Source organism: Thermomonospora catenispora (assembly GCF_006363815.1).
Taxonomy (GTDB): Bacteria; Actinomycetota; Actinomycetes; order Streptosporangiales; family Streptosporangiaceae; genus Thermomonospora; species Thermomonospora catenispora.
Genome location: NZ_RRYT01000045.1, coordinates 1 through 24859 on the forward strand (window position 1 = coordinate 1; position 24859 = coordinate 24859).

Annotated in this window: 22 protein-coding genes and 1 pseudogene; 9 read left to right on the forward strand and 14 right to left on the reverse strand. The window is 71.8% G+C overall.

Going from position 1 to position 24859, the window contains the following annotated elements; genetic code table 11:
* A partial coding sequence (locus tag EIO00_RS22255) for a serine/threonine-protein kinase (RefSeq protein ID WP_161602781.1) occupies nucleotides 1-420 on the reverse strand: 420 nt, incomplete at its 3' end.
* 408 nt (nucleotides 421-828) lie between these two features.
* Complete coding sequence (locus EIO00_RS24325) at nucleotides 829-996, reverse strand: WD40 repeat domain-containing protein (RefSeq protein ID WP_161602782.1); 168 nt, start codon at nucleotides 994-996, stop codon at nucleotides 829-831.
* 374 nt (nucleotides 997-1370) lie between these two features.
* Here EIO00_RS24325 and EIO00_RS22260 point away from each other — a divergent pair, with 374 nt between their 5' ends.
* Entirely contained in the window at nucleotides 1371-3137 is a 1767-nt protein-coding gene (locus EIO00_RS22260; protein WP_140182076.1) for a prolyl oligopeptidase family serine peptidase, read from the forward strand.
* Between the two features lie 97 nt (nucleotides 3138-3234).
* Here EIO00_RS22260 and EIO00_RS22265 read toward each other — a convergent pair whose 3' ends face one another.
* Together EIO00_RS22265 and EIO00_RS22270 are read right to left on the reverse strand one after the other, a co-directional pair.
* A complete protein-coding gene (locus EIO00_RS22265) occupies nucleotides 3235-3903 on the reverse strand; it encodes a TetR/AcrR family transcriptional regulator (RefSeq protein ID WP_140182078.1) in 669 nt (222 codons plus the stop codon).
* Nucleotides 3904-3913: 10 nt separating this feature from the next.
* Nucleotides 3914-4948 (reverse strand): GlxA family transcriptional regulator, encoded by a 1035-nt coding sequence (locus tag EIO00_RS22270; RefSeq protein WP_140182080.1) that lies wholly within the window; start codon nucleotides 4946-4948, stop codon nucleotides 3914-3916.
* A 154-nt stretch (nucleotides 4949-5102) separates the two neighbouring features.
* On the opposite strand from EIO00_RS22270, the gene EIO00_RS22275 reads away from it, so the two are divergent.
* Nucleotides 5103-6434 (forward strand): APC family permease, encoded by a 1332-nt coding sequence (locus tag EIO00_RS22275; protein WP_206664232.1) that lies wholly within the window; start codon nucleotides 5103-5105, stop codon nucleotides 6432-6434.
* A gap of 332 nt (nucleotides 6435-6766) precedes the next feature.
* Nucleotides 6767-7819, forward strand: a complete 1053-nt coding sequence (locus tag EIO00_RS22280) for an ABC transporter permease (protein ID WP_140182082.1) — start codon at nucleotides 6767-6769, stop codon at nucleotides 7817-7819.
* Between the two features lie 65 nt (nucleotides 7820-7884).
* Here the strand turns inward: EIO00_RS22280 and EIO00_RS22285 are convergent, their stop codons facing one another.
* The 3 genes from EIO00_RS22285 to EIO00_RS22295 form a co-directional block, all read right to left on the reverse strand.
* Nucleotides 7885-10392, reverse strand: coding sequence for a S8 family peptidase (locus EIO00_RS22285; protein WP_140182084.1), 2508 nt, complete (start codon nucleotides 10390-10392; stop codon nucleotides 7885-7887).
* Nucleotides 10385-11365, reverse strand: a complete 981-nt coding sequence (locus tag EIO00_RS22290) for an AAA family ATPase (protein ID WP_140182086.1) — start codon at nucleotides 11363-11365, stop codon at nucleotides 10385-10387. The genes EIO00_RS22285 and EIO00_RS22290 overlap by 8 nt, the downstream gene beginning before the upstream one ends.
* A 268-nt stretch (nucleotides 11366-11633) precedes the next feature.
* Nucleotides 11634-13073: an NsdA family TPR-like regulatory protein gene (locus EIO00_RS22295; RefSeq protein WP_241661529.1), complete on the reverse strand. Its 1440-nt coding sequence runs from the start codon at nucleotides 13071-13073 to the stop codon at nucleotides 11634-11636.
* Nucleotides 13074-13505: 432 nt separating this feature from the next.
* Here EIO00_RS22295 and EIO00_RS22300 point away from each other — a divergent pair, with 432 nt between their 5' ends.
* The 3 genes from EIO00_RS22300 to EIO00_RS22310 all read left to right on the forward strand — a co-directional run bounded on the left by EIO00_RS22300 (nucleotide 13506) and on the right by EIO00_RS22310 (nucleotide 15275).
* Nucleotides 13506-13778, forward strand: coding sequence for a hypothetical protein (locus EIO00_RS22300; protein ID WP_140182088.1), 273 nt, complete (start codon nucleotides 13506-13508; stop codon nucleotides 13776-13778).
* Nucleotides 13775-14449: a hypothetical protein gene (locus EIO00_RS22305; RefSeq protein ID WP_140182090.1), complete on the forward strand. Its 675-nt coding sequence runs from the start codon at nucleotides 13775-13777 to the stop codon at nucleotides 14447-14449. The genes EIO00_RS22300 and EIO00_RS22305 overlap by 4 nt, the downstream gene beginning before the upstream one ends.
* Nucleotides 14450-14534: 85 nt before the next feature.
* Nucleotides 14535-15275 (forward strand): class I SAM-dependent DNA methyltransferase, encoded by a 741-nt coding sequence (locus EIO00_RS22310; protein WP_140182092.1) that lies wholly within the window; start codon nucleotides 14535-14537, stop codon nucleotides 15273-15275.
* 105 nt (nucleotides 15276-15380) lie between these two features.
* On the opposite strand, the gene EIO00_RS22315 is transcribed toward EIO00_RS22310, so the two are convergent.
* Entirely contained in the window at nucleotides 15381-15989 is a 609-nt protein-coding gene (locus EIO00_RS22315; protein ID WP_140182094.1) for an NADPH-dependent FMN reductase, read from the reverse strand.
* 358 nt (nucleotides 15990-16347) lie between these two features.
* Here EIO00_RS22315 and EIO00_RS22320 point away from each other — a divergent pair, with 358 nt between their 5' ends.
* From EIO00_RS22320 to EIO00_RS24330, 3 genes and pseudogenes are all read left to right on the forward strand, one after another.
* Nucleotides 16348-17484: a methyltransferase domain-containing protein gene (locus tag EIO00_RS22320; RefSeq protein WP_140182096.1), complete on the forward strand. Its 1137-nt coding sequence runs from the start codon at nucleotides 16348-16350 to the stop codon at nucleotides 17482-17484.
* A gap of 66 nt (nucleotides 17485-17550) precedes the next feature.
* A pseudogene (locus EIO00_RS22325) lies at nucleotides 17551-17961 on the forward strand (alpha/beta hydrolase fold domain-containing protein); the annotation flags it as partial.
* A 228-nt stretch (nucleotides 17962-18189) separates the two neighbouring features.
* Nucleotides 18190-18942: a hypothetical protein gene (locus EIO00_RS24330; protein ID WP_161602783.1), complete on the forward strand. Its 753-nt coding sequence runs from the start codon at nucleotides 18190-18192 to the stop codon at nucleotides 18940-18942.
* Nucleotides 18943-19078: 136 nt separating this feature from the next.
* Here the strand turns inward: EIO00_RS24330 and EIO00_RS22335 are convergent, their stop codons facing one another.
* From EIO00_RS22335 to EIO00_RS22360, 6 genes are all read right to left on the reverse strand, one after another.
* Nucleotides 19079-20134, reverse strand: coding sequence for an aspartate-semialdehyde dehydrogenase (locus EIO00_RS22335; RefSeq protein WP_140182100.1), 1056 nt, complete (start codon nucleotides 20132-20134; stop codon nucleotides 19079-19081).
* A complete protein-coding gene (locus tag EIO00_RS22340; RefSeq protein WP_140182102.1) occupies nucleotides 20131-21399 on the reverse strand; it encodes an aspartate kinase in 1269 nt (422 codons plus the stop codon). Before EIO00_RS22340 ends, EIO00_RS22335 begins: the two co-directional genes overlap by 4 nt.
* Nucleotides 21400-21580: 181 nt before the next feature.
* Nucleotides 21581-22723, reverse strand: coding sequence for an alkene reductase (locus EIO00_RS22345; RefSeq protein WP_140182104.1), 1143 nt, complete (start codon nucleotides 22721-22723; stop codon nucleotides 21581-21583).
* A 205-nt stretch (nucleotides 22724-22928) separates the two neighbouring features.
* Complete coding sequence (locus EIO00_RS22350; protein WP_140182106.1) at nucleotides 22929-23492, reverse strand: DUF5063 domain-containing protein; 564 nt, start codon at nucleotides 23490-23492, stop codon at nucleotides 22929-22931.
* Entirely contained in the window at nucleotides 23485-24084 is a 600-nt protein-coding gene (gene recR / locus EIO00_RS22355) for a recombination mediator RecR (RefSeq protein WP_140182108.1), read from the reverse strand. Before recR ends, EIO00_RS22350 begins: the two co-directional genes overlap by 8 nt.
* A 48-nt stretch (nucleotides 24085-24132) precedes the next feature.
* Nucleotides 24133-24492 carry a YbaB/EbfC family nucleoid-associated protein gene (locus tag EIO00_RS22360; RefSeq protein ID WP_140182110.1) on the reverse strand — a complete coding sequence of 120 codons (360 nt, stop codon included), beginning with the start codon at nucleotides 24490-24492 and terminating at the stop codon, nucleotides 24133-24135.
* Nucleotides 24493-24859 lie beyond the last annotated feature (367 nt).

A 24859-nucleotide genomic window follows, 5' to 3' on the forward strand; every position in this document is an offset into this window, starting at 1 on the left:
GGCGGGTTTGAGGTCGCGGTGCACCACCCCCATCTTGTGCGCGGTCACGAGCGCGTCGGCCAACTGCACCCCCAGGGTGAGCACCCGGTCCATGGGCAGTCCCTTCGGATGCTCGGTCAGTTCTGCGGCCAGGGTGCGGCCGTGGAGGAACTCCATCACCAGGAACCACTGGCCGTCGTGCGTGCCGAAGTCGTCGACACGGGTGATGCCGGGGTGCTGGAGCCGGGCCGCGATCTTGGCCTCCTGGCGGAACTTCGACACCACTACGGGATTGCCGGCAGAGATCCCCCGGTGCAGGAACTTCATCGCCACCGGCCGATCGCGCAGCAGGTCCGCGGCCTTCCACACCTCACCGAAGGCTCCTCCGCCCAGGAGCCGAGCCAGCCGGTAGCGTCCCGCGATCTCCAATCCAGGTTCCACCCGATACCCCCTGCCCGTTCCCGGCTTGCAAGACATGTTCGTCGATCGGATGCTCTGGGTCTCGGCAATGACATATCGAGAAGGTCACATCCCGGCCCGCCGAAGAGTGAGCAAAAAGGACGAAGTGGAGAAGGGGGGTCGGCAATCCATCGACGGCGTGCACCGCAGAGGGACCGCGCCGTAGCTCAGCCGAGTGATTCCCGTCAGATTTGATGCGCCGATCTCACGAAAACGGCGCCGGTTCGACAAGACATCCTCCGATCTACTTGTGGCAATGGTTGTAGAAGCGGTAGGTCGCGACCTCAGTCTGAAGCGGGTCGGCCGCTGCGGAGTTCGGTCGAGACCCCGGACGAAGGGCGGCGGGGAATCATGCATGAGCTCCGTCCTCGGCCGGATGCTCCGCCGACGTCACCCTTCCAGCCCCCAGACTTCCAGCCCCCAGAGCCGGACGGTCTCCTCGTGGCCCGCGGTGACGAGGAGCGCGCCGGCCGGGCCGAACGCCACCGAGAAGACCCCGCCCCGATGCCCGCCGAGGGCGGAGCGGAGACGGGCTTTCCCGGGGGCGATGCGGTTCATCGGGAACCTCCGAAGGAGATCCCCGCCGTCGTGCGGGGAGGAAGCCGAGGGGAAGGCCTGTGGGCCCCGGGACCTGAGGGCCCTGGGGACTCTGTGCGGGTTCGGCCGTGCCGGGGGCGGGGCGCCGTCGACGGTTCCGGGGCGGCGGACGAGAGAGGCTCCGATCGCCCCGGCCGCCCGGTCGGGGCGGCGGGCGGTCCCGGCGCCGGCCCCGCGGTGGCGCACCGGTCGCCCGGGGCGCTCGGCTCTGCACGGTCGTCCACAGGTGATGTAGAGCGGCCGGCCGGCGTCGCGGGTTCGCGATACTGGCCCCATGGTGGACGAGGAACGCTGGAAGGCGCGCTTCCGCGCGGCCCGGGTGTCGCTGCCCCGTNATGGTGGACGAGGAACGCTGGAAGGCGCGCTTCCGCGCGGCCCGGGTGTCGCTGCCCCGTTGGGCCCATGACGCACCGCACCGTTCGGTGTATCGGTCCAACGTGACCGGGACCTGGGAGATCTACACCTGGGACCGGACGAGTGGGGAGCGTCGGCAGGTGACCGACCGGCCCAACGGCACCTCGATGGGCGGCATCGACCCCACCGGCGAGTGGATCTGGTGGTTCGCCGACACCGACGGGGACGAGTTCGGCGTGTGGATGCGCCAGCCGTTCGGCGGCGGTCCCGACGAGCCGGCCGTGCCCGGGCTGGCGCCCGCCTACCCCTCCGGGCTGGCGTGCGGATCCAGCGGCCTCGCGGTGGTGGGCCGCAGCACCGACGACGGCCACACCGTCCACCTGTGCCGGCCCGGCGCCGAGCCCGAGGTGCTCTACCACCACGCCGAGGAGGCCTATGTCGCCGCGCTGAGCCGGGACGAGACCCTGATCGCCATCGGGCACAGCGAGCACGGCGACAGCCGCCACATGGCCCTGCGCGTCGTCCGTCCCGACGGCTCCACCGTCGCCGACCTGTGGGACGGGGAGGGCAAGGGCGTCTACGCCTCCGGGTTCGCCCCGGTCGCCGGGGACTCCCGGCTGCTGGTCAACCACGAGCGGCGGGGCCGCCCCGAGCTGCTGATCTGGGATCCGATCGCCGGCACCGAGACCGAGCTGGAGCTGGATCTGCCCGGGGAGGTCGACGCCGACTGGTTCCCCGACGGGTCGGCCCTGCTGGTGGTGCACTCCCACCACGCCCGCGACGAGCTGTACCGCTACGACCTGGCCGACGGCGCCCTGCACCGCATCGACACCCCGCGCGGCGTCATCGGCGCGGCCGCCGCCCGCCCCGACGGCACCGTCGAGTACGCCTGGAACAGCGCCGCCGAGCCTCCCGTCATCCGCTCCACCACGGGCGCCGTCGTGCTCACCGCCGAGGGCGACCCCGCCCCGCCGTCGGTCCCCGTCGAGGACGCCTGGGTGGAGGGCCCCGGCGGCCGGATCCACGCCCTGATCAGCAGGCCGGAGACCGGCACGGCCCCCTACCCGACGATCTTCGAGATCCACGGCGGCCCCACCGCCCAGGACGACGACTCCTTCTCGCCCGACGTCGCCGCCTGGGTGGACCACGGGTTCGCCGTCGTCCGCGTCAACTATCGCGGCTCCACCGGCTATGGCACCGCCTGGCGCGACGCCATCGAGCACCGCGTCGGCCTCACCGAGCTGGAGGACATCAAGGCCGTCCGCGACTGGGCCGTGGAGAGCGGGCTCGCCGACCCCGACCGTCTGGTCCTGTCCGGCGGCTCGTGGGGCGGCTTCCTCACCCTGCTGGGCCTGGGCACCCAGCCCGACGACTGGGCGGTGGGGCTGGCCGCCGTGCCCGTCGCCGACTACGTGGCCGCCTACGAGGACGAGATGGAGGCGCTCAAGGCCTTCGACCGGGCGCTGTTCGGCGGCTCCCCCGAGGAGGTCCCCGACCGCTACCGCCTCTCCTCGCCCATCACCTATGTCGACCGGGTCAAGGCCCCCGTGCTGATCCTCGCCGGGGAGAACGACCCCCGCTGCCCCATCCGGCAGATCGACAACTACATCGCCCGGCTGTCCGCCCTCGGCAAGCCCCACCGGGTCTACCGCTACGACGCCGGTCACGGCTCGTTGGTGGTGGAGGAGCGCATCCGGCAGAAGGAGATCGAGCTCGCCTTCGCCCGCGAGCACCTGGGCCTGGCGTGACGCCGCCCGGCCCGGCCGCACCCCGGGACCTCCCCGGGCGGTCGGGCCGGTTCCGCCCGACGGCGGGCACGGGCGCCGGCGCGTCCCCGCCGTCGGGTCAGGCGCGGACCTCGCGGATGATCTCGACGAGCTCGCGGGTGACGGACCTGAGGACGGGCAGGCGGGACATCGCGACCATCTTGTCCACCAGGGGGACGGTGCGTTCGATCAGCAGGTAGGTCTTGCGGCAGCCGGGGGAGCTGTCGTGGACCCAGTACAGCACGATCCCCATGGAGTACAGCCACAGCAGCTCGGGCAGCTCGGCGCGGAAATCGGGGTCGAGCTTGAGGGTGGAGCCGTCGACGACCTCCCGGTAGATGGCGATGGCGGCGGCGCGCGCCGGACCCGACTCGGCGCTGAACGGGTTGAGCGGGCTGGTGGGCTCGGCGGCGAACTTGAAGAACTTCCCGGCGAACTGGTGGTAGGGGATCATCGTGTCCACCCGGGCCTTGAGGACGCCGAGCAGCCTGGGGGCGAAGTCGCGTTCGCTCTCCAGCACCGCGCGGCAGGCGGCCTGGTGCTCCTCCTGCAGCTCGTCGTAGTACGCCTGGATCAGCTCCTCCTTGGAGCCGAAGTAGTAGTAGGCGTTCCCGACCGAGACCCCCGCCTCCTTGGCGATCGCGCGCATGGTCGTCGCCTCGTACCCGCGTTCCCGGAACAGCCGCAGGGCGGTTTCCACGATCAGCGCACGGGTCCGCTCTGATTTGGCCGGCCGCGTCTGGGTCACACCGTCAACCTTAAGCGCCCCCGCCCGCCGCCCGCCGTGCGGCGCTCGGCACACTCTCCCGGCCGGTGGCGGCCTGCAGGGCGACGCGGTGGCGGAACACCCGCCGGTAGGCCTGCGGCGAGACGCTGGTGACCCGGCGGAAGTGGTGGCGCAGCCCCGCCGCGGTGCCGAACCCGGCGCGCCGGGCGATCTCCTCGACCGGCAGATCGGTGATCTCCAGCAGCTCCTGGGCCAGCCGCACCCGCTGCCGGAGCAGCCACTGCAGCGGGGTGATCCCCAGCTCGGCCCGGAACCGGCGGGCGAAGGTGCGTTCGCTCATGTGCGCGACGCGGGCGAGCCGGGAGACGGTCAGCGGCTCATCCAGCCGTTCCCGCGCCCAGTCCAGCACGGCCCCCAGGCCGTCGCCCGGCTCGGCCGCGACGGGCGGCGGCGCGTACTGGGCCTGGCCGCCGTCGCGGTGCGGCGGCACGACCATCCGCCGGGCGACCTCGTTGGCGACCGCCGTGCCGTGGTCGAGACGGACCAGGTGCAGGCACAGGTCGATGACGGCGCCGGTGCCCGCCGAGGTCAGGATGTCGCCGTCGTCGGTGTAGAGGACGTGCGGGTCCAGCGTCACCCGGGGGAAGCGGCGCGCGAAGTCCTCGGAGTTCATCCAGTGGGTGGTGACGCGCCGGCCGTCCAGCAGCCCCGCGGCGGCCAGGAGGTAGGCGCCGGTGCACAGGGACACGATCCGGCCGCCCGCCCGGTGCGCCGCGCGCACCGCCTCCAGCAGCTCCGGGGGCGGGTCCAGCTGGGCGGGGCGCGGGCAGGCGGAGACGATCACGGTGTCGGCCTCGGCCAGCGCGTCCAGCCCGTAGGGGGTGTCCATCCGCACCCCGCCCGCCAGCGGCACCGAGCCCTCCCCGGTGATCGAGCACATCCGCAGCTCGTACCAGGGGTCGACGATGTCGGTGCGGTCCCTGCCGAAGACCTCCCACGGCACGGCCAGCTCGAACGGCGGGGAGTCGGCGATGACCGTCATCGCCACGGTGTGCCGCGCTGCCATGGCAGGAATTTAGCGGACATCGGCATTTCTGCCACTATCGGTTCCACTCCGGCCCGACGACCCTGAATGCCATGACAGCGATGATCATTTCTGTGCCGTCGACGGCCGTCGCCGACGCCGGGCACCGCCGGCCGCCCGGTGGGGAGCGAAGGCGATGACGACCTCGACGGAGACGAGCTCGATGGGGACGGCCTCGGCGGGACGGCTGACCGCCGTGCAGGGCACGGCGATGTACCTGGGGGCCGTGGTCGGGACCGGGGTGATAGCGCTTCCGGCGCTGGCCGCGGACGCGGCCGGGCCGGCGTCACTGCTGGCCTGGCTCGCGCTGGTGGTGCTGTCGGCCCCGCTGGCGGCGACGTTCGCGGCGCTGGGAGCCCGATACCCGGACGCGGGCGGGGTGTCGACCTATGCGCGCCTGGCGTTCGGCGAACGGATCGCCGCGGTGGTCGGCTGGTGCTTTTACCTGTCGATCCCGCCGGGCGCGGCGGCCGCGGCGCTGTTCGGAGGCGCGTACGCGGCCTCGGCGTTCGGCGGCGGGACCACTGCCGCCGTCGCCACGGCGGCGGCGCTGATGGCGGTGGTGACCACGGTGAACGCGCTGGGGGTGCGGGTGACCGGCCGGCTGCAGGTGGTGCTGTCGGCCATGCTGGTGACGCTGCTGCTGTCCTCGGTCGCGCTGTCCCTGCCGCACGCCCGCGCCGGCAACCTGGAGCCGTTCGCGCCGCACGGCTGGACGGCGATCGGGTCGGCGGCGCTGCTGCTGGTGTGGAGCTTCGCGGGCTGGGAGGCGATCACGCACCTGGCGGGCGAGTTCCGCCGCCCGGAGCGGGACCTGCCCCGGGCGACGGCGGCGGCGGTCGTCCTGGTCGGCGTGCTGTACCTGTCGGTGGCGTTCGCGGTGATCGCCGTCCTCGGCCCGGCCGCCGCCCGGACCTCCGCCCCGCTCGGCGAGCTGATGGCCGTCGGCCTCGGCGGCGACGCCCGCACCCTCGCCACCGTGCCGGCGCTGCTGCTGACGCTCGGCACGATGAACACCTACTACGCCGGAGCCGCCAAACTGGGCGCGGCGCTCGGCCGGGACGGCGCGTTCCCGGCCTGGCTGGCCCGCGGCAGCCGCGCCGGACAGGTCCCGCGGCGCAGCCTGGCCGTGATCTCCGGCGGCGGTTTCGCGGCCCTGCTCCTCGTCGCCTGGACCGGGGTGGGCGAGGAACCCCTGGTGCTCTTGACCACCGGCTGCTTCGTCACCGTCTACGCCATCGGCGTCGGCGCGGCCCTGCGGCTGCTTCCCCGCCGGAGCAAGGCCCGCCCGGCCGCCCTGACCGGGCTGATCGGGGTCGCCGCCCTGCTGGCGATCTCGGGCCGCTACCTGCTGTGGCCGCTCCTCATCACCGCCGGGGCGCTGACCTATCAGCGTTTCCGCCGCCGGCGGCCGGAGGACGCCGATCCGGCGGAGGAGCGGGAGCCCGCCCTCGAACGCGGCGGCTGAGCCGCGGACCCGTCCCGGCGGGTCCGAGCCGCCGGGACGGACCCGAGCGGGGGCGGCGTCCCCGATGCTCCGGCGCGTCCCCGGTGGGGCCGGCGGGACCGCCCGCCAAGCGTTCCATCCGACCGGTGAACTCCCTGTTCGAAGCCGGTGTTTTGCGGGAAACCCCGACGTGGAGGCGCCGTGGGCGCGAGGCGGATCGGGGGACGCTTCGCGCCCGCGCCGCGCCGCCGCCGATCCCGTCGGGCGGGCGCCCGCCCCGCCGCCGCGGCCCGCCGCCCGGGCGGCCGAGGTCACGCCGGACCGGCCCCGACCGGGGCCGTCGAGGGGGTGGGATGTCGGGGAGGGCGCCACGGCGGGCCACCGGACCGCGGTCCGGCCCTGCACGGTGGTGGGCGGCGTTCCGGCGGTCGCCGTTCCTGCCCGCCGCCGTCGTGACGGCGATCCTCACGGTGGCGGCGGGACTGTTCGCCGGCTCCTACACCTACTCGATGGCGGATCCCGCCCCGCGTTCGATCCCCGTCGCCGTGGTGGGGGAGCAGGGGACGCGCGGCGGCGCCTTCCTGGCCGGGATGGGGGAGGCGCTGAACGCCTCGCTGCGCATCCGCCCCTACCGGCGGCATGCGGCGGCCGTGACCGCGGTGGAGGAACAGAAGGTCTACGCGATCTTCCGGTTCCACGGGGCGGGGGCGGCGGTGACCCTGGAGGTGTCCGGGGCGTCGGGCGTCTCCGTGGCCGAACTGCTGGAACGGGCGGCGGCGCAGGTGGGCGCACGGACCGGCGTCCGGGTCGCCGTCCGCGACATCCGGCCGCTCCAGCCCGGCGATCCGCGCGGCCTGGCGGTCTTCTACATCTCCCTCGCCGCCGTGATCGTCGGGTTCGTCGGGGCGACCCAGCTCAGCATTCATGCGCGGGCGCTGGGGCCGGTCGCCCGGACCGCGGCCACGGCGGTGTACGCGCTGCTCGGCGGGCTGGCCATCGTCGCGACGGTGGATGGGCTGCTGGGCGCCCTGGAGCTGCCCTTCCCCGAGTCCTGGCTGATCCTGGCCCTGACGATGTTCGCCTCGGGGATGGTGTTCACGATGTTCAACACCCTGGTGGGGCGCTGGGCGATCATCCCCACCTGGGGGCTGATGGTGGTGATCGGCAATCCGTCCTCGGGCGGCGCCGTCTCCTGGCCGCTGCTGCCGTCCCCGCTCGCCGTCATCGGCCGTTGGCTCCCGCCGGGCGCCTCGGTGGACGCCCAGCACACCGCGATCTACTTCCCCGGCCACCAGCACCCGTTCCCGTTCGCCGTGCTGGCGGGCTGGGCGCTGGTGTCCTGCGCGGTCTTCTGGACCTGGCACCACCGGCATCCGGGAGGCCGCGAGGACGCACCGCCCCGCTGAGGAGAGCAGGTCGGGCCCCGGCCGGGGCGGGCGTGCTGGATCGCCGCGGACGTCGGCGCCGTGTCTCAAGTGGTGATCTCGGTGCCGATGCCGATCTGGGCCGCGATCGGGCTGTAGATATCGGTGGGGGCCGCACAGGCCAGGGAGACGAGGAGGCTGTAGCGGACCGGAAGCTCCAGCCGGTCCTTGCGCTTGTTGTTCTTCCACCAGCCGCCGATCGGGATGATCGCGATGTGATTGCAGTGGGCCAGTTCGGAGGCGTAGCCCGTCCACATGTCCGCGTGCAGCGAGCCCCGCCTGCGCCCTCGCGCGCCGATCAGCCAGTTGCGGTTGTCGGGATCTCTCCTTTTGAGACCGGGGTTGTCTTCTTCCTCCTGCGCTTCCTGGCTGACCCGTCTCCGGAACTCCTCGACGGTCTCGTTGGGCCTCTTCAGCTCGAACTTGAGGCGGTGCGAGGGGTACTGGTACTGCTTCCAGCCCCAGTTGGACGGGTTGGGCTCCACGAAGTACGACAGCGTGATGCGCAGCCGGACATCGATGGCCGCCAGGTTCATGAGCTGTTTCCGGGGCCAGGGGAGTTCATGGAGCCGCAGTGCCCGCATGGAGATGCCGCCGTGGCGCCACTCGAAGGGGCGGAACTCATCCTGCACGATCATCGTGACGTTCTCGTCCGCGCTGGCCAGGACTCGCTCCTCGGTGGGGACTCCCCAGCCGTAGCGACGCAGTAGCCGGGCCCGATCCCCTTTCTTGAGGTCTTTGGCGTGGAGCGCGGCCTTCATGGAGTCGGTCCACTCCGCCGAGTGGACGAGCAGGCCTCGGACGGTCTCCGGCCAGAGCGCGGGATATCGGTCCATGACCAGGGCGCACAGCCGGGCCGCCTGGGCGGTCGCCGCGCTGGTGGCGTTCGCCGTGGTGAGGCCTCCCCGGTGGGACGTGGTGAGCAGTTCGAGTTCCTCGACCGTGAGGGGAGGGCCGGGGCCATCGGTGACCAGGTTGCCGGCTTCCATGACGATGTCCGGCTTGGAGGGCCAGAGCTCGCTCCATGTCCTCGACGTACGGCTGTGCGGTGACAGCTCGCCCTTCGGGGCTAGCGGGGTGCAGTTCCGGTACTCGGGCCCGGCGGGCAGGTCGGTCAGGTCGGTGTGACCGCCGACGGTGAGCACGTTCCACGCCTGGGAGGGGTCCTGGGCGCTTCGGAGATCACAGACGTCCAGGAACTGTGGACTCGCCTCTTCGTGCTGGACGTTGCCCGCCGCGACGCAGAAAAGCCGTGCTCGCTCCGGATCCGGGTGCCCCAGCAGCTCCAATCCGGTGGGAGTGGGGCGGATGTCCGTTCCGAAGGACAGTGCGTCCAGCGCCGCGGACCACGACGACGGCCTCCCGTCGTTGTCCTCGTGGGACGTGCTGACCGGAAGGGAGAACACCCGGTGCCGCCAAGGACGCGGGATCTCCACCTCGGAGGCGGCCGAGGCCATGAGCGCCCCGTACAGCTGCGGAGGAGGGCTGGCCTCCGGCCGGTCGGGCTGGCAGATCTTCACCGACTCCAAGCGGTGCCTGAGCTGCACTCTGTCGGAGCTCAGCAAGGGGATTGTGAGGTCCCCGTACAACGAGAGCCCCGCCATGCGCGTGCCATGACCATGGCTGTCCGCTCCGGTGGTCGACGGCAGGACGCTGCGGGCCTCGTCGACGGAGTCTCTGAGGAGCCGGTGCCCGGTGTTGACGCCCGTGTCCAGCAGACACACCGCCGGGCTGTCCGAGTCGGCGGGTACGAGGCGTTCTTGCAGGTTTTCAGCGAGGGATCGCTCCAGCTCCGCCTCATCGAGAATGTCGGAGACCACCGGGGGCCGGCGCAGCTCGGCCACCACGGTATTGGCGGTCAGCAGCCGGCTCAGCTCGCTCGGAGAGCCGTGGACCAGCCCGATCACTCGTTCCGGGAACCCCAGGGTCTGCTCATGGAACCGCAGTCCCAGCCCTCGGCATACCTCCCCGAGCTGCACGGACGGGTCGGGATTGCCCGGCAGCCGTGCGAACCAGACCTCCCACCAGCGCGGCTCTTCGGTTTCGGGGAACGGCTCGTTCTCCTGCCAAAAGTTCCTCAGGACCGCCAGCCGCAGCGCGGCGATGTTGGACACCAGGTTCTGGTTCTTTCCTTCGGCCGCGAAGTCTTCGAGCTTTCGCAGGAAGGCGCCGGCTGCGTTCTCCGGCACCCAGACCAGTGCCTGTTCCGGCCGGGAATCCTCAGCCGGCAGCACCGTCAGCAGGCGCAGCCCGCTGGCGTCGAGGCTGCTCAACGCCAGTTCATAGCCGGGTTCGTCGCTCCAGCCCTCGACGCACAGCGGGAATCCTTCGGCTTGGATCTCTTCGGGGAGCTCGGAGATCAGCCCCAGGGCGCGTTCCCGGGCATCGGTGAATTCATCTTTGAGGCGGGAGGCATGGGCGGCGGGGTCGCCGGTGGCGCGGATGCGCGACGGCCTGCCGCCTCCGCGGCCCCGATAACCGATGTCTTGCCCCCGTCCGGGGACGACGATATGAGGACGGATGTGCCGGGGCGAGGGCAGGAGCGGCTCACTCACGACGAGCGTTCGCGCGCTCGTCCAGAGCGGCGATCAAGGCCGCGGTGGACACCGACTCCTCTCCGCGGAGGATGGCCCCCTTGGCGGCGGATTCGGCCGCCCGGACCAGTTCGGCGTGACTCAGCCCGGCCGAGTGATTTTCGATCGCCGGCCAATCGATTTTTGTGGTGTCCATAATCTGCAGGCGCCTCCGCAGAACTTCCTTGGCCTGGCCCCGGTCAGGTAGATCATATGCGATGACCGAGTCGAATCTGCGGAAAAGCGCACGATCCAGCAGTTGAGGATGGTTCGTCGCGGCGACGACCGGACTTTCCGGACGCGTCTCATCCAAGAAAAGTAGAAAAGAGTTCAGGATGCGTCGGGCCTCTCCGACGTCGTTCACGGCGGTGCGTTCCGCGCCGATGGCGTCGAACTCGTCGAACAGGTACACCGCCCGGGTCTTCTTGGCCGCGTCGAAGATGATCCGCAGCTTCGACGCGGTCTCCCCCATGAACCGGCTGATCAACCCGTCCAGCCGGACGGTGAACAAGGGAAGCCCGAGCTCCCCGGCCAGCGCCGCCCCCGTCATGCTCTTGCCGGTGCCCGGCGGTCCGACCAGCAGCACCCGGTGGATCGGCTCGAATCCGTAGGACTCCAGCCTGGCGCGTTGCCGCTGCTCGTGCAGGATCCGCTGCAGTGCCTCGTGCACGGTCTTCGACAGCGTCATGTCGCGCAGCCGGATCCGCGGATACTCGGCGGTGACCAGCTCGGCCAGCTCACCCTTCGGCCTGATGACCGGGGTGGGGCTCACCCGTTCGGGCACTTGCTCGACCTTGGCCCGGTCGATCAGATCCCGCAGCTCGGCCGCCAGCCGGTTGTGTCCCTGACGCGCGGCCTTGGCGGCCATCTGCAGAGCGACGGCATAGAACCCCTCCTCGTCGCCTGCCGCATGGGCCTTGACGAGGGCCTTGACGTGGTCTGCCGAGGCTGCCAACGACCACCCTCTCACCTGGTTCCGCGTCCTCCCCGACTGTAACCGGCCGGTAGGGGGCGGGGCGAGCAGTCCGCTGGAGCTGTCGGAGACCTGCTGACGGGACAGAGAACGTCGTCGCGGGCGCACGCCGCTTCAGACGTTCGCCGCGGACGGCGCGGTCGGACGCACCGTGGCCGATCAGGTCATCGACGGCGTCGGGGTGACGGGACGCCCGTCTCGTGTCGGCCTCCGGCGACATCGTTCGGGCGGTCGGGCCTCCCCGCAGGGCTCAGGTCTTGGCCGAGGCCAGGGCGTACAGCTCTCGGGCGGCGGGGAGCGCACGGGCCTTGCCGTCCGGGAGGGCCTTGATGATTTCGCGGGTGATCAGGCGTCGGCTCGTGCTCGTGGGCATTCCCTCATGCGTGCCGGTGGCAAGGCTCAGCCCTTCGGCGATGTCTCCGTCGTGGATCAGAGCGAGCGAATGCACCAGGTGAATGTTGGCACGGCTGCCTTTGCGCTCTGGAGGAAGCAAGGACAGGGATTTGTCGATCGCTGAGACGGCTCGCTTGGTGTCGCCCAGGAAGGCATAGATGAAGGCATCGCCCTGGCTGAGGGAGTTCTCAGAGAACCCGTGCGGAGTTATGTGATCCTGGGTGATGTGGGTGGGAAGCCCTTCGTAAACGCCATAAAGTTTATGCAGAGTCGCTTCAGCGCCAGCCTTGTCGCCTTGGGCGGCTTGTAGGTGGGCACGCGTCTTCAACGCCTTGGCGAGTCCCACACTGGGGGCATTGGGCACGTGCACGAAAGCATCATCGAGCAGTTTGGTGATGACGTGTGTCGGACGCCCTTCCCAGAAGGCGGTCGTTGCGTGATAACACCGTACCCAAGAGGCCAGATCCCGGTCACCGGAGGCGTCGGCGGCCTGGGTGGCGGCGTGGAAGGAGCGGCGGGCCTCCCTGAGCTCGCCCATGTCACTGAGCTCCTGCGCCATGTAAGTGGTGAGCTGTGCGCTGACCCGCAGCAGTTCACGCCGCGTCCCGGATCTGGCTTCCTGCCGTATGGCGACGGCAAGGGCGGTGATATCGCTGGTCAGGTTCTTCATGAGAACACCGACCGGGTGCACCCAGATCGTCTGCGAGTACTCCCAGGCGGTGTTCTGCCAGTCCGTGACGTCCTTTTCCCCGGCCGGCCCGCCCAGGGAGGTCTCCAGGGCGGCCAGTGCGGACTCGGCCGTGGCCAGGGGGACGGTCGCCCCGGCGCCGAGTGCGGTGAGCAGTTCCAGGAGCGTGCGTCGTCTCACGTCTTCATCTCCATCGCCGGGACGTGCCCTCTCCTCGACGGTACCCACCGGGGATGCGGATCGTCCCCTCTCCCGCCGGACGGGTTCTCCGAAAAGGTCGGTTCTGCTCATCCCGAAGACGGCGGCATAGGCGTCGGCCCAGTCGCGGGGGAAGACCTCTCCGGACTCGTGGCGGGCGATCTGCCGGGCGAGATTGCGCACCGAGCCCTGGCGTATTCCATCGGCGATGAAAAGCCGACGCGCCATTTCGTGTTTGCTCCATTGGCGTGCCCGGCGTTCCGCCTGAAGCCTGATCGCCCAGCCGGGGCGGGGATCCTCACCCATCGAACGGCCCTCCGTCGACGACGATGACACGAGGTGGACATCGAAGTTGACATCAAGGTGGACATGCGGGTGGACATGCGTGTCCACCTCCGTGTCCACCCGCATGTCCACCTGTGTCCACCTCTTTCATGTCCACCTGTGTCCACCTCTTTCATGTCCACCTTTGTGTCCGCACTGTCGCACTTCACAAGACGGGTGTCTTGCCTTTTACTGAAGGTGACCGGAACCGGTCCGGTGCGAAAGCACATCGGCGGATCGATCGCCGAATGTGATTCGCCGAAATGGGTGCGCATCGTGCCGGTCGGTAACGGTCGGCGGGTCGCCGGAAATATCCGATGCACGGCGTCGGCGGCGCGGAATCCGGTGCCCGCGGCCGCACGGCGGCCCGCCGGCCCTCTCCACAAGGCCGCCCTGGAACGGCCCGGGGAGCGGGCCGCCGTGCGGAGCCACGCGACCGACAGGACGAAGACGGCCTGGGCCCGGTGCCGCCGCACCTCGGGCTTTCGAGGCCGTGACCGACAGGAAGGGCACCGACCCGTGGACGCTCCCATGACCCCCGGCGACCGGCTGGCGGCCCTGGCCGCTCACCTGACGGCCCGGAACATGGACGTGGAACTCACCGACCGTGATCTGCTCGTGCGTCAACGCGACACCGGCCTGGTCACCGGGCTGATCGTCTGCCGTCCGCGGCCCGAGGACGGCGGAGCCCTGTGGTTCCTCACCGGCGCCGGCGAACCGCTGGCACCCGCCGCCCGCATCGTCGACGCCGCGGTCGCCCTCAAGGCCCTGCGCTCCCGGGGGCGCCGATGACCGCCTCCTTCGCCCCGGTCTGGGCGCATCTCGACGTCGACCCCGAACGCACCTGCGCCGAGCTGGCCGAGAGCTTCCCGCAGGCGTGCATCTGGCTGGGCGAGTACACCGGCAGCTGGTGGGCGCTCGTCCGCGACCGCCTCGGCCGCGACGTCCTCCTGGAGGGCCGGACCCCCGCCGCCCTGTACGCCGAGCTGCGCGCCTTCTCCCTGCGGGACGTCACCGCCGAGGACGGAAGCTGGACCCTCGCCCGTCCCGCCCCGGGCCGCGCCGCACCTCCCGGCGTTCGCCGGCCGCCCGCCGCCGGATCCGAGCCGCACCGGCCGTTCAGCACCGCGCCCGCGCCTCGGCGACGACCCGCCGTCCGGCCCGACCTCCACGGGTCGTCCGCCGATGCATCCGAAGCGCACCGGCCCTCCACCGCCGTGCCCGAATCCCGGCGACGGCCCGCCGGTGCACCCCAGCCGCACCGGCCCGACCGGCCCGTGCGGGCCGGCCGCCCGCCTGCCGCGCCTCGCCGGCCGCCCGCGGCGCCCCGGCGGTCCCCCGCCGCCGTCTTCCCCGCCGGTCGGCGCGACCGGAAGTCCCGGCGCCGCCGTCCCCTGCTGTTACGTCTCATCTCCCGGCTGCGCGGGCGTCGCCCGATGGACCGTGACGCCTCGACGGCATGACCCGGTGGCATGAGTCGGCGGCATGTCCGAGGGGCGGGCGGGAAATCGTTCGCCCCGGCGTGAGGCCGGGAGTACGGTTCGGCGGGTGAACGATCCGGACGGGTATTTCGGGGAGCGGGTCGCGGCGACATACGACGAGGCGACCGCGGAGATGTTCGACCCCGCAGTGGTGGAGCCCGCGGTGGACGTGCTGGCGGAGCTCGCCGGCGACGGCCGGGCGCTGGAGCTGGGCGTCGGGACGGGACGCATCGCGTTGCCGCTGGCGCGCCGGGGCGTGCCGGTGCACGGGATCGACCTGTCGCGGGCGATGGCGGCCCGGATGCGCGCCAAGCCCGGCGGCGATCGGATCGACGTGACCATCGGGGACTTCGCCGCCACCCGCGTGCCGGGCGAGTTCTCGGTCGTCTACCTGGTCTTCAACACGATCAACAATCTGACGACGCAGCAGGCGCAGGTCGAGTGCTTCCGCAACGCCGCCGCGCATCTGCGGCCCGGTGGGTGCTTCGTGATCGAGGTCGGCGTTCCCGAGCTGCGCAGGCTGCCGCCCGGCCAGAACGTCCTGCCCTTCCAGGTCGGCCCCACGCAGTGGGCCTACGACGTGTACGACTTCGCCACCCAGGCGATGAGCTCCAACTACGTCGAGATCGTCGACGGCCGCGGGGAGTTCCGCTCGTTCCCCTTCCGCTATGTCTGGCCGTCCGAGCTGGACCTGAGGGCGCAGATCGCCGGGATGCGTCTGCGGCACCGCTGGGAGGACTGGGACCGTACGCCCTTCACCGGGGAGAGCCGCCGCCATGTCTCCATCTGGGACAAGCCCGCTTCCTGAGCCCGCCGGGCCGATGCCGCACGCCCCGAAGGCGGCCGCACGGACGGCCGGGCGATCACGCGGCGGCGGCCGACCGTCGCCACGGCCGGCCGCGCGGGCGGCCGCTCAGGAAGGGCGCCCGGAGGGGGAGCGCCGCGGCGGCGAAGCCTTCACCGAGCTGTCGTAGGGGGTTTCGGCGCGGGCCCGGCGGAGGGCGTGCGCCCACCAGGCGAGCCGGTCCAGGAGGAGGTCGGCGGCGGTGTCGACCTCGGGGTCCTTGGGGTTGCCGGTGCCGTCGAAGCACTCCCAGACGCGATGGAAGCTGACGGTGTCGCGGATGGTGACGGCGTGCAGCTCGGCGAAGACCAGACGGAGCTGCTCGATGGCGCGCAGGCCGCCGGACATCCCGCCGTAGGAGATGAACGCGATCGGCTTGGCCTGCCACTCGGTGACGTGCAGATCGATGGCGTGCTTGAGGGGCGCGGGGAAGCTGTGGTTGTACTCGGGGGTGATGATCACGAACGCGTCGGCCGCCGCGAGCCGGTCGGCCAGCCCGGGATCGGGGGCGGTGGCGAAGCCCTGGGCGATCGGGGTCTCGGCCAGGTCGATGACGTCGATCACCATGTCCTGCCGTTCCCGGGCGCGCGTGACGAACCAGTCGGTCACCACCGGGCTGAACCTGCCCTGCAGAGCGCTCCCCGTGATGATCGCGACGTTGAGGGGCTGTGTCGACATGGGCGTTCCTCCTGCACGCCGGCTGTTGCGCCGGGCCTACCCCTAGCGTTCACTCTCAACCAAACTTGAGGTCAAGTCCATTTCAGGGCGACCGGTCCGCGGGGGTCCGTGCAGGCGCGGCGTCCGCCGGAGAGGCCGGCCGATGAGCCGGTCGATAATCGGTTGTTTTCCGCCGGAGCGGCGACTACGATCGGCGGCATGAACTTCTTCTTCCTGCGTTGAGCCGCCGTCGGCGAAACGAGGCCCGCCCCGTCGCCGACGATGCGGGACGGCGTGGCGCCGTCCCGGGCCGACGTGGGAGGACACAGATCATCATGCGATCCGTCGACATCCCGCGTCCCGGCGTGCCCGTCGTCCGATGACGGCGGCGCGCCTGGTGGCGCGGTGCATACGAGGGCTGGAGGAAGTGGTCGCCGCCGAGATCCTCGCCCTCGACCTGGGAGCCGTCACGCGTGTGGAGCATCGTGCGGTCCACTTCCGATCCGCCGGGCCACGGCCGTGGGCGACCGGCCCGTCCACGGCCGACGACGTGTTCGTCGTGGCGGCGCGGGGCCCGGACATCGGCCCGGCCAAGGCGGGGCTGGCCCGTCTGACGGACCTGGCCGCGCAGGCCGACCTCACGGCGCCGATGAGGATGCGGGAGCGCCGTGCCGGGCCGTCCACCGGGGTGGAGGTGTCGGCGTCGTTCCTGGGCAGGCGCGCCTTCAACCGGTACGACGCCGAGGACGCCGTGGGCGAGGTGCTGGCGCGGCGGCTCGGCACGGCCTACTGCTCGCGGCGGGACGGCCGGACGCCCCCGCCGACGCACAGCGGGTGGCGGCTGACCCTGGACGGCGTGCACGCCACCCTCATGCTGCGGATCTCCGCCCGCCCCCTGCATCGCCGCCCTTATAAGCGGCGGTCGATACCGGGCACCCTGCATCCGCCGGTGGCCGCCGCCATGGCCCGGCTGGCCGACATCCGTCCCGGCCATACCGTTCTCGACCCCTGCTGCGGCGCCGGCACCCTCCTCATCGAGGCCGCGCACCACCAGCCGCAGGCCCGGCTGCACGGCCTCGACCTGTCCCCGGACGCCGTCGCGGCGGCGCGGGCGAACGCCGCCGGCCTGCCCATCGCCGTCACCCATGGCGACGCGGCCCGCCTGCCCTTCCCCGCCGGCGGCGTCGACCGCATCCTGTGCAACCCGCCGTGGGGCGCACGGGTCCGCCCGGGCGGGCTGCTCGCCGCCTCCCCCGACCGCTGGTGGCGGGAGCTGCGTCGCGTGCTGGCCCCGGACGGGATGGCCGTGCTGCTGCTGCCCGCTCCGGCCGACATCGCCGCCGGCATCGGGCACGGCCTGGTCCCCGCCCGGGTCCAGCGCATCCGGGTGGCCGGAGCCCAGCCGTTCCTCGCCTGCTTCCGCGCCCCCGACCGCTCGGGGGGACGACGCCCGCCCGAGACGGCCCCGAGCCGCCGTGCGGCACCGCCCGCACCGCCCGGGTGCGGGACGCCATGACGGATGCCCTGCGAGGAAGGGGAGAAGAACGTGACCCGCTCCGCATGCCCGCCCCCGCCGTTCGACCCGGAGCTGGAGGCGGCCTTGGCGGAGCTCGGGCTGGTCGCGGTGTCGGTGGAGTACCGGCTGGCGCCCGAGCACCCGCACCCGGCTCAGATCGAGGACTGCTACGCGGGGCTGACCTGGACCGCCGAGCACGCCGGTGAGCTGGGGATCGATCCCGGGCGGATCATCGTGGCGGGCGTCAGCGCGGGCGGCGGGCTGGCCGCGGCGATGGCGCTGCTGGCGCGCGATCGGGGCGGGCCGGCGCTGGCCGGGCAGATGCTGCTGTGCCCGATGCTGGACGACCGCAACGACACGCCCTCCGCTCATCAGATGGCGGGGCGGGGCGTGTGGGACCGCACCGCGAACGAGACCGCCTGGAACGCGGTGCTGGGGGAGGCGCGCGGTGGGCCGGAGGTGTCCTGCTATGCCGCTCGCGGCACCGTGCGCGGCTCCTCGGTGCCGCGGCGCTCACATCCGCCGCGTCACTTATCTGCTCGGCTGGGGAGCCCTCACCGGCGGAGATAGGACGGTCTTACTCACAGGCCACTGTTTATGACTCTGTGTCGTTAGCCATGAACAAGGAGTGACTGCAGGCTCGCTGGGGGTCCCGCTCGGGGTGGACTCGCCAGCCGAACAGAGAGATCACTCACCATGAAACCCATGCGATATGCACTGGCCACCGGCTTGTGCACGGCCGCCGTCTCGGGCGTGCTCATCGCGTCGACGGCGGCTTCGGCGTCGATCGCCGAGCGGGTGGCGCCGCCTCCCATGGCGCCGCACGAGGTGCCGCAGGCCGGTGAGGAACGACCCGCTCCGCCGGGGCCGGAAGACGACGCCCCGTCCTACCAGCAGGACGATTCGCAGGGCCCCTACGAGGACGCGCCGCTTCCCGAGGTGTACGGGCCGGACGCCCCGCCGGACCACCCGTACCTGCCGCGGGACCAGTACGGCCCGGAGGACTACGACCCGGCCGCCGACCGGCCGTACCAGGAGGAGGGGCCGGAGGGCCAGCAGGGTTCCGAGGACTACCGGCCGTACCAGGAGGAGGGGCCGGAGGAGCAGCAGCGTCCGGAGGAGCGCCCGCAGGCCGGACCGGAGCGGGACCTTGAGTCCTACCAGCCGGTCGCGCACCAGCAGACGCCCCGGCCGCGCGTCTTCGACCAGCCGCAGCTCGTCGGCCCACATGTCGCGCCCGAGAGCCGGCCCGCCGCTCAGCAGGCCGCCGACGAGCAGGCCGCTCAGCAGCGGCCCAAGAACGCCCAGGCCAAGAACATCCAGGCCAAGAACATCCAGGCCAAGAACGCCCAGGCCAAGAGCGGGAAGGCCGTCCAGCAGCGGCCCGAGGACATCCGGCAGCCTCAGGTCGTGCCGGTGCACAGCGGCTACCCGGTCTACATCGTCTTCCTGCGTTGAGACCGGCCGCACACGGTGCGGGGACACGGGATGCCGAACCGACCGCTCCGATCACGCGCTCGCCGCAGGGGAGCACCCGATGACGAGCGGCCCCGGGCCGAGGAGGCCCGGGGCCGCTCGTGCCGTATGACGCGGGTCAGGAGGTGAGCTCGGCCGCCACCAGCTCGGCGATCTGAGCGGTGTTCAGCGCGGCGCCCTTGCGCAGGTTGTCGCCGCACAGGAACAGGTCCAGCGCCTTCGGGTCGTCCAGGGAGCGGCGCACCCGGCCGACCCAGGTCGGGTCGGTGCCGACCACGTCGGCCGGCGTGGGGAACTCGAAGTTCTCCGGATCGTCCACCAGCACCACGCCGGGAGAGCCCGCCAGCACCGCCTGCGCCTCCCGCTGGTCCACCTCCCGCTCGAAGACCGCGTGCACGGCCAGCGAGTGGGTGGTCACCACCGGGACCCGCACACAGGTGGCGCTGACCCGCAGATCCGGCAGGCCGAGGATCTTGCGGGACTCGTTGCGGACCTTCAGCTCCTCGGAGGTCCAGCCGTCCTCCTTCAGCGAGCCCGCCCACGGCACCACGTTCATCGCCAGCGGCGCCGGGAACGGGCCGAGGTCATCGCCCACCACCCGGCGGACGTCGCCGGCGCGGGCGCCGATGTCGCGGTTCCCGCCGACCTTCTCCAGCTGGTCGTAGAGGGTGTCGATGCCGGCCTGCCCCGCGCCGGAGGCGGCCTGGTAGGACGCCACGACCAGCTCGCGCAGCCCGTAGTGGCGGTGCAGCGCGCCCATCGCGACGATCATCGACAGGGTGGTGCAGTTGGGGTTGGAGATGATCCCCTTGGGCCGGTTGCGGACGGCCTCGGCGTTCACCTCCGGCACCACCAGCGGCACGTCCGGGTCCATCCGGAACGCCCCGGAGTTGTCGACCACGACCGTGCCGTGCTGCACGGCGACCGGGGCCCACTGCGCGGAGATCCCGTCCGGGGTGTCGAACATGGCGATGTCCACGCCCTCGAACACCTCGGGGGCCAGCGCCTGCACCTCGACCTGCTCGCCGCGCACGGTCAGCTTCTTGCCGGCCGACCGGGGCGAGGCCACCAGCCGGATCTCGCCGTAGACGTCCTCGCGGGTGGACAGGATGTCCAGCATCACGGTGCCGACCGCGCCGGTCGCACCGACCACGGCCAGGGTGGGCTTGCTCATCGTCCGGTACCTCCGTACACCACGGCCTCGATCTGGTCGGCGTCCAGGTCGAACGCCCGGTGCGCGGCGGTGACCGCGGCCTCCACGTCGTCCTGGGAGACGATCACCGAGATGCGGATCTCCGAGGTGGAGATCATCTCGATGTTGACCCCGGCCTCGGCCAGGGCGGAGAAGAACTTGGCGGTGACGCCGGGGTGCGAGCGCATCCCCGCGCCGATCAGCGAGATCTTGCCGATCCGGTCGTCGTAGCGCAGCGCCTCGAAGCCGATCTTGTCCTTGACCTTGTTCAGGGCGGTCAGCGCGGCCTGCCCGTCGGTGGCCGGCAGCGTGAAGGAGATGTCGGTGCGCCCGGTGGAGGCCGCCGACACGTTCTGCACGATCATGTCCAGGTTGATCTCGGCGTCCGCCAGCACCGAGAAGATCGTCGCGGCCTCGCCCACCTTGTCGGGCACGCCCACCACGGTGACCTTGGCCTCGCTGCGGTCGTGGGCGACTCCGGAGATGATCGCCTGCTCCATCTCACTTTCCTCGGTGGTGTCGGAGATCCAGGTCCCGTCCTTGTGGCTGAACGAAGACCGCACGTGGATCGGGATGTTGTAGCGGCGCGCGTACTCGACGCAGCGCAGGTGGAGAATCTTGGCCCCGCAGGCGGCCATCTCCAGCATCTCCTCATAGGAGATGCGCGGGATGCGGCGTGCCGTCGGCACGATCCGGGGGTCGGCGGTGAACACGCCGTCCACGTCGGTGTAGATCTCGCACACGTCGGCCTGCAGCGCGGCGGCCAGCGCCACCGCCGTGGTGTCCGAGCCGCCCCGGCCGAGCGTGGTGATGTCTTTGGTGTCCTGCGAGACGCCCTGGAACCCGGCCACGATCGCGATCGCGCCCTCGCTGATGGCGTCGCGGATCCGGCCGGGCGTGACGTCGATGATCCGGGCTTTACCGTGGGAGCCGTCGGTGATCACTCCGGCCTGGGAGCCGGTGAACGACCGCGCCTCATGGCCCAGGTTGGCTATCGCCATGGCCAGCAGCGCCATCGAGATCCGCTCCCCGGCCGTCAGCAGCATGTCCAGCTCGCGTGCCGGCGGCAGCGGGCTGACCTGCTCGGCCAGGTCGATCAGCTCGTCCGTAGTGTCGCCCATGGCGGAGACCACGACCACGACGTCGTTCCCCGCCTTCTTCGTCGCGACGATGCGTTGGGCGACCCGCTTGACGCACTCGGCGTCCGCAACGGAGGAGCCACCGTACTTCTGCACGACAAGAGCCACGGGTGGGTGCTCCTCGGATCGGGGTCGGCGTGTACCAGCCGTCGAGTCTACCGACCCTGCTCGGCTGCGCCGCGAGCGTGTTTTCCCAGCATGCGAGACGCCCGGTCGGAGAGCGCGCCGCGGCGGCCGCGCCCGGTCGGCGGCGCGGCGCGCGGCGGTCCACCGGGCGGGCCGCACCGGGCTATGCCGTGCGGAGCTCCCGATCCGGCGCCCGATCCGGCCGGCGGGGGTCGTCGGGGCGGGGCGGGCGGCTCTCCCGCCAGGTCGGATAGTCGCTGTAGCCCTCGGGGCCGTGGGTGTAGAGGAGGTCCTCGTCGAGGTCGGCCAGCGGGGCGCCGAGGGCGAAGCGTTCCGGCAGGTCGGGGTTGGCGATGAACGCGCGGCCGTAGGAGACCAGGTCGGCCAGGCCCTTGCCGAGCACGGCCTCTCCGTCCTCGCGGGTGGTGGGTTCGCGGTTCTCCCCGACGTTCGCGATGAGGGTGCCGTGCCAGCGGGGCCGCAGATCCGCCAGAGCCGAGTAGGTCAAGGGCTCGGTGAGGTGCAGATAGACCAGCCCCAGCGGATCGAGGGCGTCCACCAGCGCCCGGTACACCGGGGCGGGGTCGCGCTCCACCATCCCGAACTGGGGGTTGCCGGGGGAGAGCCGCAGCCCCAGCCGGTCGGGCCCGATCGCCTCGGCCACCGCCTCGGTCAGCTCCACGGCGAACCGGATCCGGCCCGCGATGTCACCGCCGTACTCGTCGGTGCGCAGATTGGTGTTGTCGGCGAGGAACTGGTGGATGAGATAGCTGTTGGCGCCGTGCAGCTCCACCCCGTCGAACCCGGCCTCGACGGCGTTTCGAGCCGCCATCACGTGGTCGGTGATCGCGGTGCGGATGTCGGCGTGCGTCATCGGCCTGGGGACCACCGGGTCGCTCTTGCCCACCCGCGTGTGCTGGCGGTAGGGGACGGGGACCGCGGACGGCGCCACCGGCATGCCCCCGTCGATCCGGGCCAGCGGGTGCGCCTGCCGTCCGCCGTGCATGAGCTGGGCGAAGATCCGCCCGCCCGCCGCGTGCACCGCCTCGGTCACCCGGCGCCAGCCCGCCACGTGCTCCGCGGTGACCAGCCCCGGCATCCGCCAGCCGCTCTGCCCCTGAAAGCTCGGCCAGATCCCCTCGGTGATGATCAGCCCCGCGCCCGCCCGCTGCGCGTAGTAGTCGGCGACGAACGGCTGCGGCACCCCGTCCTCGTCGGCGCGGAACCGGGTCATGGGGGCCATCACGATCCGGTTGGGGAGTTCCAACGCACCCAGGCGGTAAGGAGTCAACAGCTTGTCGCTCATGCGGGGACGGTAGGACCTGACACCAATGTCAAGTTCAACTCCCCGCCCGGCCCCGGCGCTCGCCGGCGGACGGCTCCGACGCCGGAGGCCGCGAAGGGCGCGCGGACGCCGGCGGCCGCACCCCGCGGCGGGCGGCCTCCGATCCGCCGCGGGTCCTGTGCGGGCCGCGCGGATCCCCGTGGGCCTGCGGAGGGCCGCCGGAGGTCTACGGGAGGGCGGGGGTCTCGTCGGCGACGTCGAGGCGGGCGTCGGCGATGATGGCGTACAGGGCGCGCTGGGCGGCGCCGGCGTGGTTGCCCCAGTGGTTGAAGTAGGAGTACTGCCACCACCACAGGGCCTCCAGCGGACGGCCCCGCTCGTAGTGACGCAGCCCGTGGATCAGGTCGCCGGCCACATCGACCAGATCGTCCGACAACCGGTAGGCGGTGGCGTCGGTGTCCTTGATCGGGTCGAAGACCTCCGCATAGTCGTCCACGGGGGCCAGCCGCTCGGCCAGGCCGGTGCGGATGTCGTCCAGATCCGGATCGGGGCCCAGCTCGGGCTCCCAGTTGTCCGGCGGGATCACATCGGTGCTGGCGCCGAGCTGCGCACCGGCCAGGATCACCTGGGACACCTCCAGCAGCAGCAGGGGGACCGCACGGGAGCCCGCCTCACCCCGCGCCACCCCCTCCAGGCCGCGGAGATAACCGCGGACGTGCGCGGCGACCCGCTCGGCGAGGATCTGCCACTCCTCGGGGCTGGTGGTGCTTTGGAGCGGGATGTCAGACATCGAGGAGCCTCCGTCCTTCGAATGCGCGTCCCAAGGTGACCTCGTCGGCGTACTCCAGGTCGCCGCCCACGGGAAGGCCGCTGGCCAGGCGGGTGACCTTGATGTTCATCGGCTTGACCAGCCGGGCCAGATACGTGGCGGTGGCCTCGCCCTCCAGGTTGGGATCGGTGGCCAGGATCAGCTCGGTGACCGAACCGTCGGCCAGCCGCTGCATCAGCTCGCGGATCCGCAGATCGTCGGGACCGACCCCCTCGATCGGACTGATCGCCCCGCCCAGCACGTGGTAGCGACCCCGGAACTCGCGGGTCTTCTCGATGGCGACGACGTCCTTGGACTCCTCGACCACGCAGATCACCGCCGGGTCGCGGCGCGGATCCCGGCAGATCCGGCACTCTTCCTCCTCGGCCACGTTCCCGCAGATGCGGCAGAACCGGACCTTGTCCTTGACCTCCCGGAGCGCCGTGGCCAGCCGCTCCACATCGGCCGGATCCGCGGCCAGCAGATGGAAGGCGATCCGCTGCGCGCTCTTGGGGCCGACGCCGGGCAGCCTGCCCAGCTCGTCGATGAGGTTCTGGACGACCCCCTCGTACAACGCGGGTCCCTCCCTCGGCGGTGTTCGTTCGGCGGTGTCGGTGACGGGCTACATCCCGGGCAGGCCGGGCATCCCCGGCAGCCCGCCGCTGAGGCCCTGGGCCAGCGGACCCATCTTCTCCGCCTGCAGCTCGGCCACGGCGCGACCGGCGTCCCGGATGGCCGCCAACACCAGATCGGCGATGGTCTCGGCGGTGTCGGCCGGGTCGTCGACGTCGATCGCCTTGGGGTCGATCTTCAGCCCCACGACCACGCCCTGCCCGTTGACGGTGGCGGTGACCAGCCCGCCGCCCGCGGTGCCCTCCACCTGTGCCTCGGCGAGTTCACGTTGCGCGCTGAACAGCTGCTGCTGCATGCGCTGCGCCTGCTCCATCAGCTGCTGGATGTTGAGCTGACCACCGGGTTCCACGGCTACTCCGTTCCATCACGGCCCGCTGCAGGGCCCGTCCCCGACCCCCGGGCGGGTGTCGTCGCTCCCGAGGTTACGGGCTTTGGCCCCGATCCGGTACGCGCCACCGCCACCGTGTACCCCGCCACGACGATCCGACACGCCGCCCGAACCCGGCATGCGCGCCGCCACCTGCGGCCGGTCACGGTGCGTACACGTCATGACACGGTGGGAATTCTCGGCCGGACCCGGAACGGGACGATCATGCGCCGCGGTCCAAGGAGAGCGGACCGACGGCGACGAGGAGGGAAGCCGAGGAGGGGGCGTGAGCGAGGCCCTGTTGGTCGAGGCCGCGCCCGGCGGGAGGCTGATGCTCCGGTTCGGGGCG

Coding starts and splice junctions, on each gene's coding strand:
- EIO00_RS22275 (WP_206664232.1), top strand. CDS start 5,103: ATGACGACCTCGACGGAGACGAGCTCGATGGGGACGGCCTCGGCGGGA.
- EIO00_RS22280 (WP_140182082.1), top strand. CDS start 6,767: ATGTCGGGGAGGGCGCCACGGCGGGCCACCGGACCGCGGTCCGGCCCT.
- EIO00_RS22270 (WP_140182080.1), bottom strand. CDS start 4,948: ATGGCAGCGCGGCACACCGTGGCGATGACGGTCATCGCCGACTCCCCG.
- EIO00_RS22305 (WP_140182090.1), top strand. CDS start 13,775: ATGACCGCCTCCTTCGCCCCGGTCTGGGCGCATCTCGACGTCGACCCC.
- EIO00_RS22350 (WP_140182106.1), bottom strand. CDS start 23,492: ATGTCTGACATCCCGCTCCAAAGCACCACCAGCCCCGAGGAGTGGCAG.
- EIO00_RS22335 (WP_140182100.1), bottom strand. CDS start 20,134: ATGAGCAAGCCCACCCTGGCCGTGGTCGGTGCGACCGGCGCGGTCGGC.
- EIO00_RS22315 (WP_140182094.1), bottom strand. CDS start 15,989: ATGTCGACACAGCCCCTCAACGTCGCGATCATCACGGGGAGCGCTCTG.
- EIO00_RS22345 (WP_140182104.1), bottom strand. CDS start 22,723: ATGAGCGACAAGCTGTTGACTCCTTACCGCCTGGGTGCGTTGGAACTC.
- EIO00_RS24330 (WP_161602783.1), top strand. CDS start 18,190: ATGCGATATGCACTGGCCACCGGCTTGTGCACGGCCGCCGTCTCGGGC.
- EIO00_RS22260 (WP_140182076.1), top strand. CDS start 1,371: ATGGTGGACGAGGAACGCTGGAAGGCGCGCTTCCGCGCGGCCCGGGTG.
- EIO00_RS24325 (WP_161602782.1), bottom strand. CDS start 996: ATGAACCGCATCGCCCCCGGGAAAGCCCGTCTCCGCTCCGCCCTCGGC.
- EIO00_RS22295 (WP_241661529.1), bottom strand. CDS start 13,073: ATGCGGGTGGACACGGAGGTGGACACGCATGTCCACCCGCATGTCCAC.
- EIO00_RS22320 (WP_140182096.1), top strand. CDS start 16,348: ATGACGGCGGCGCGCCTGGTGGCGCGGTGCATACGAGGGCTGGAGGAA.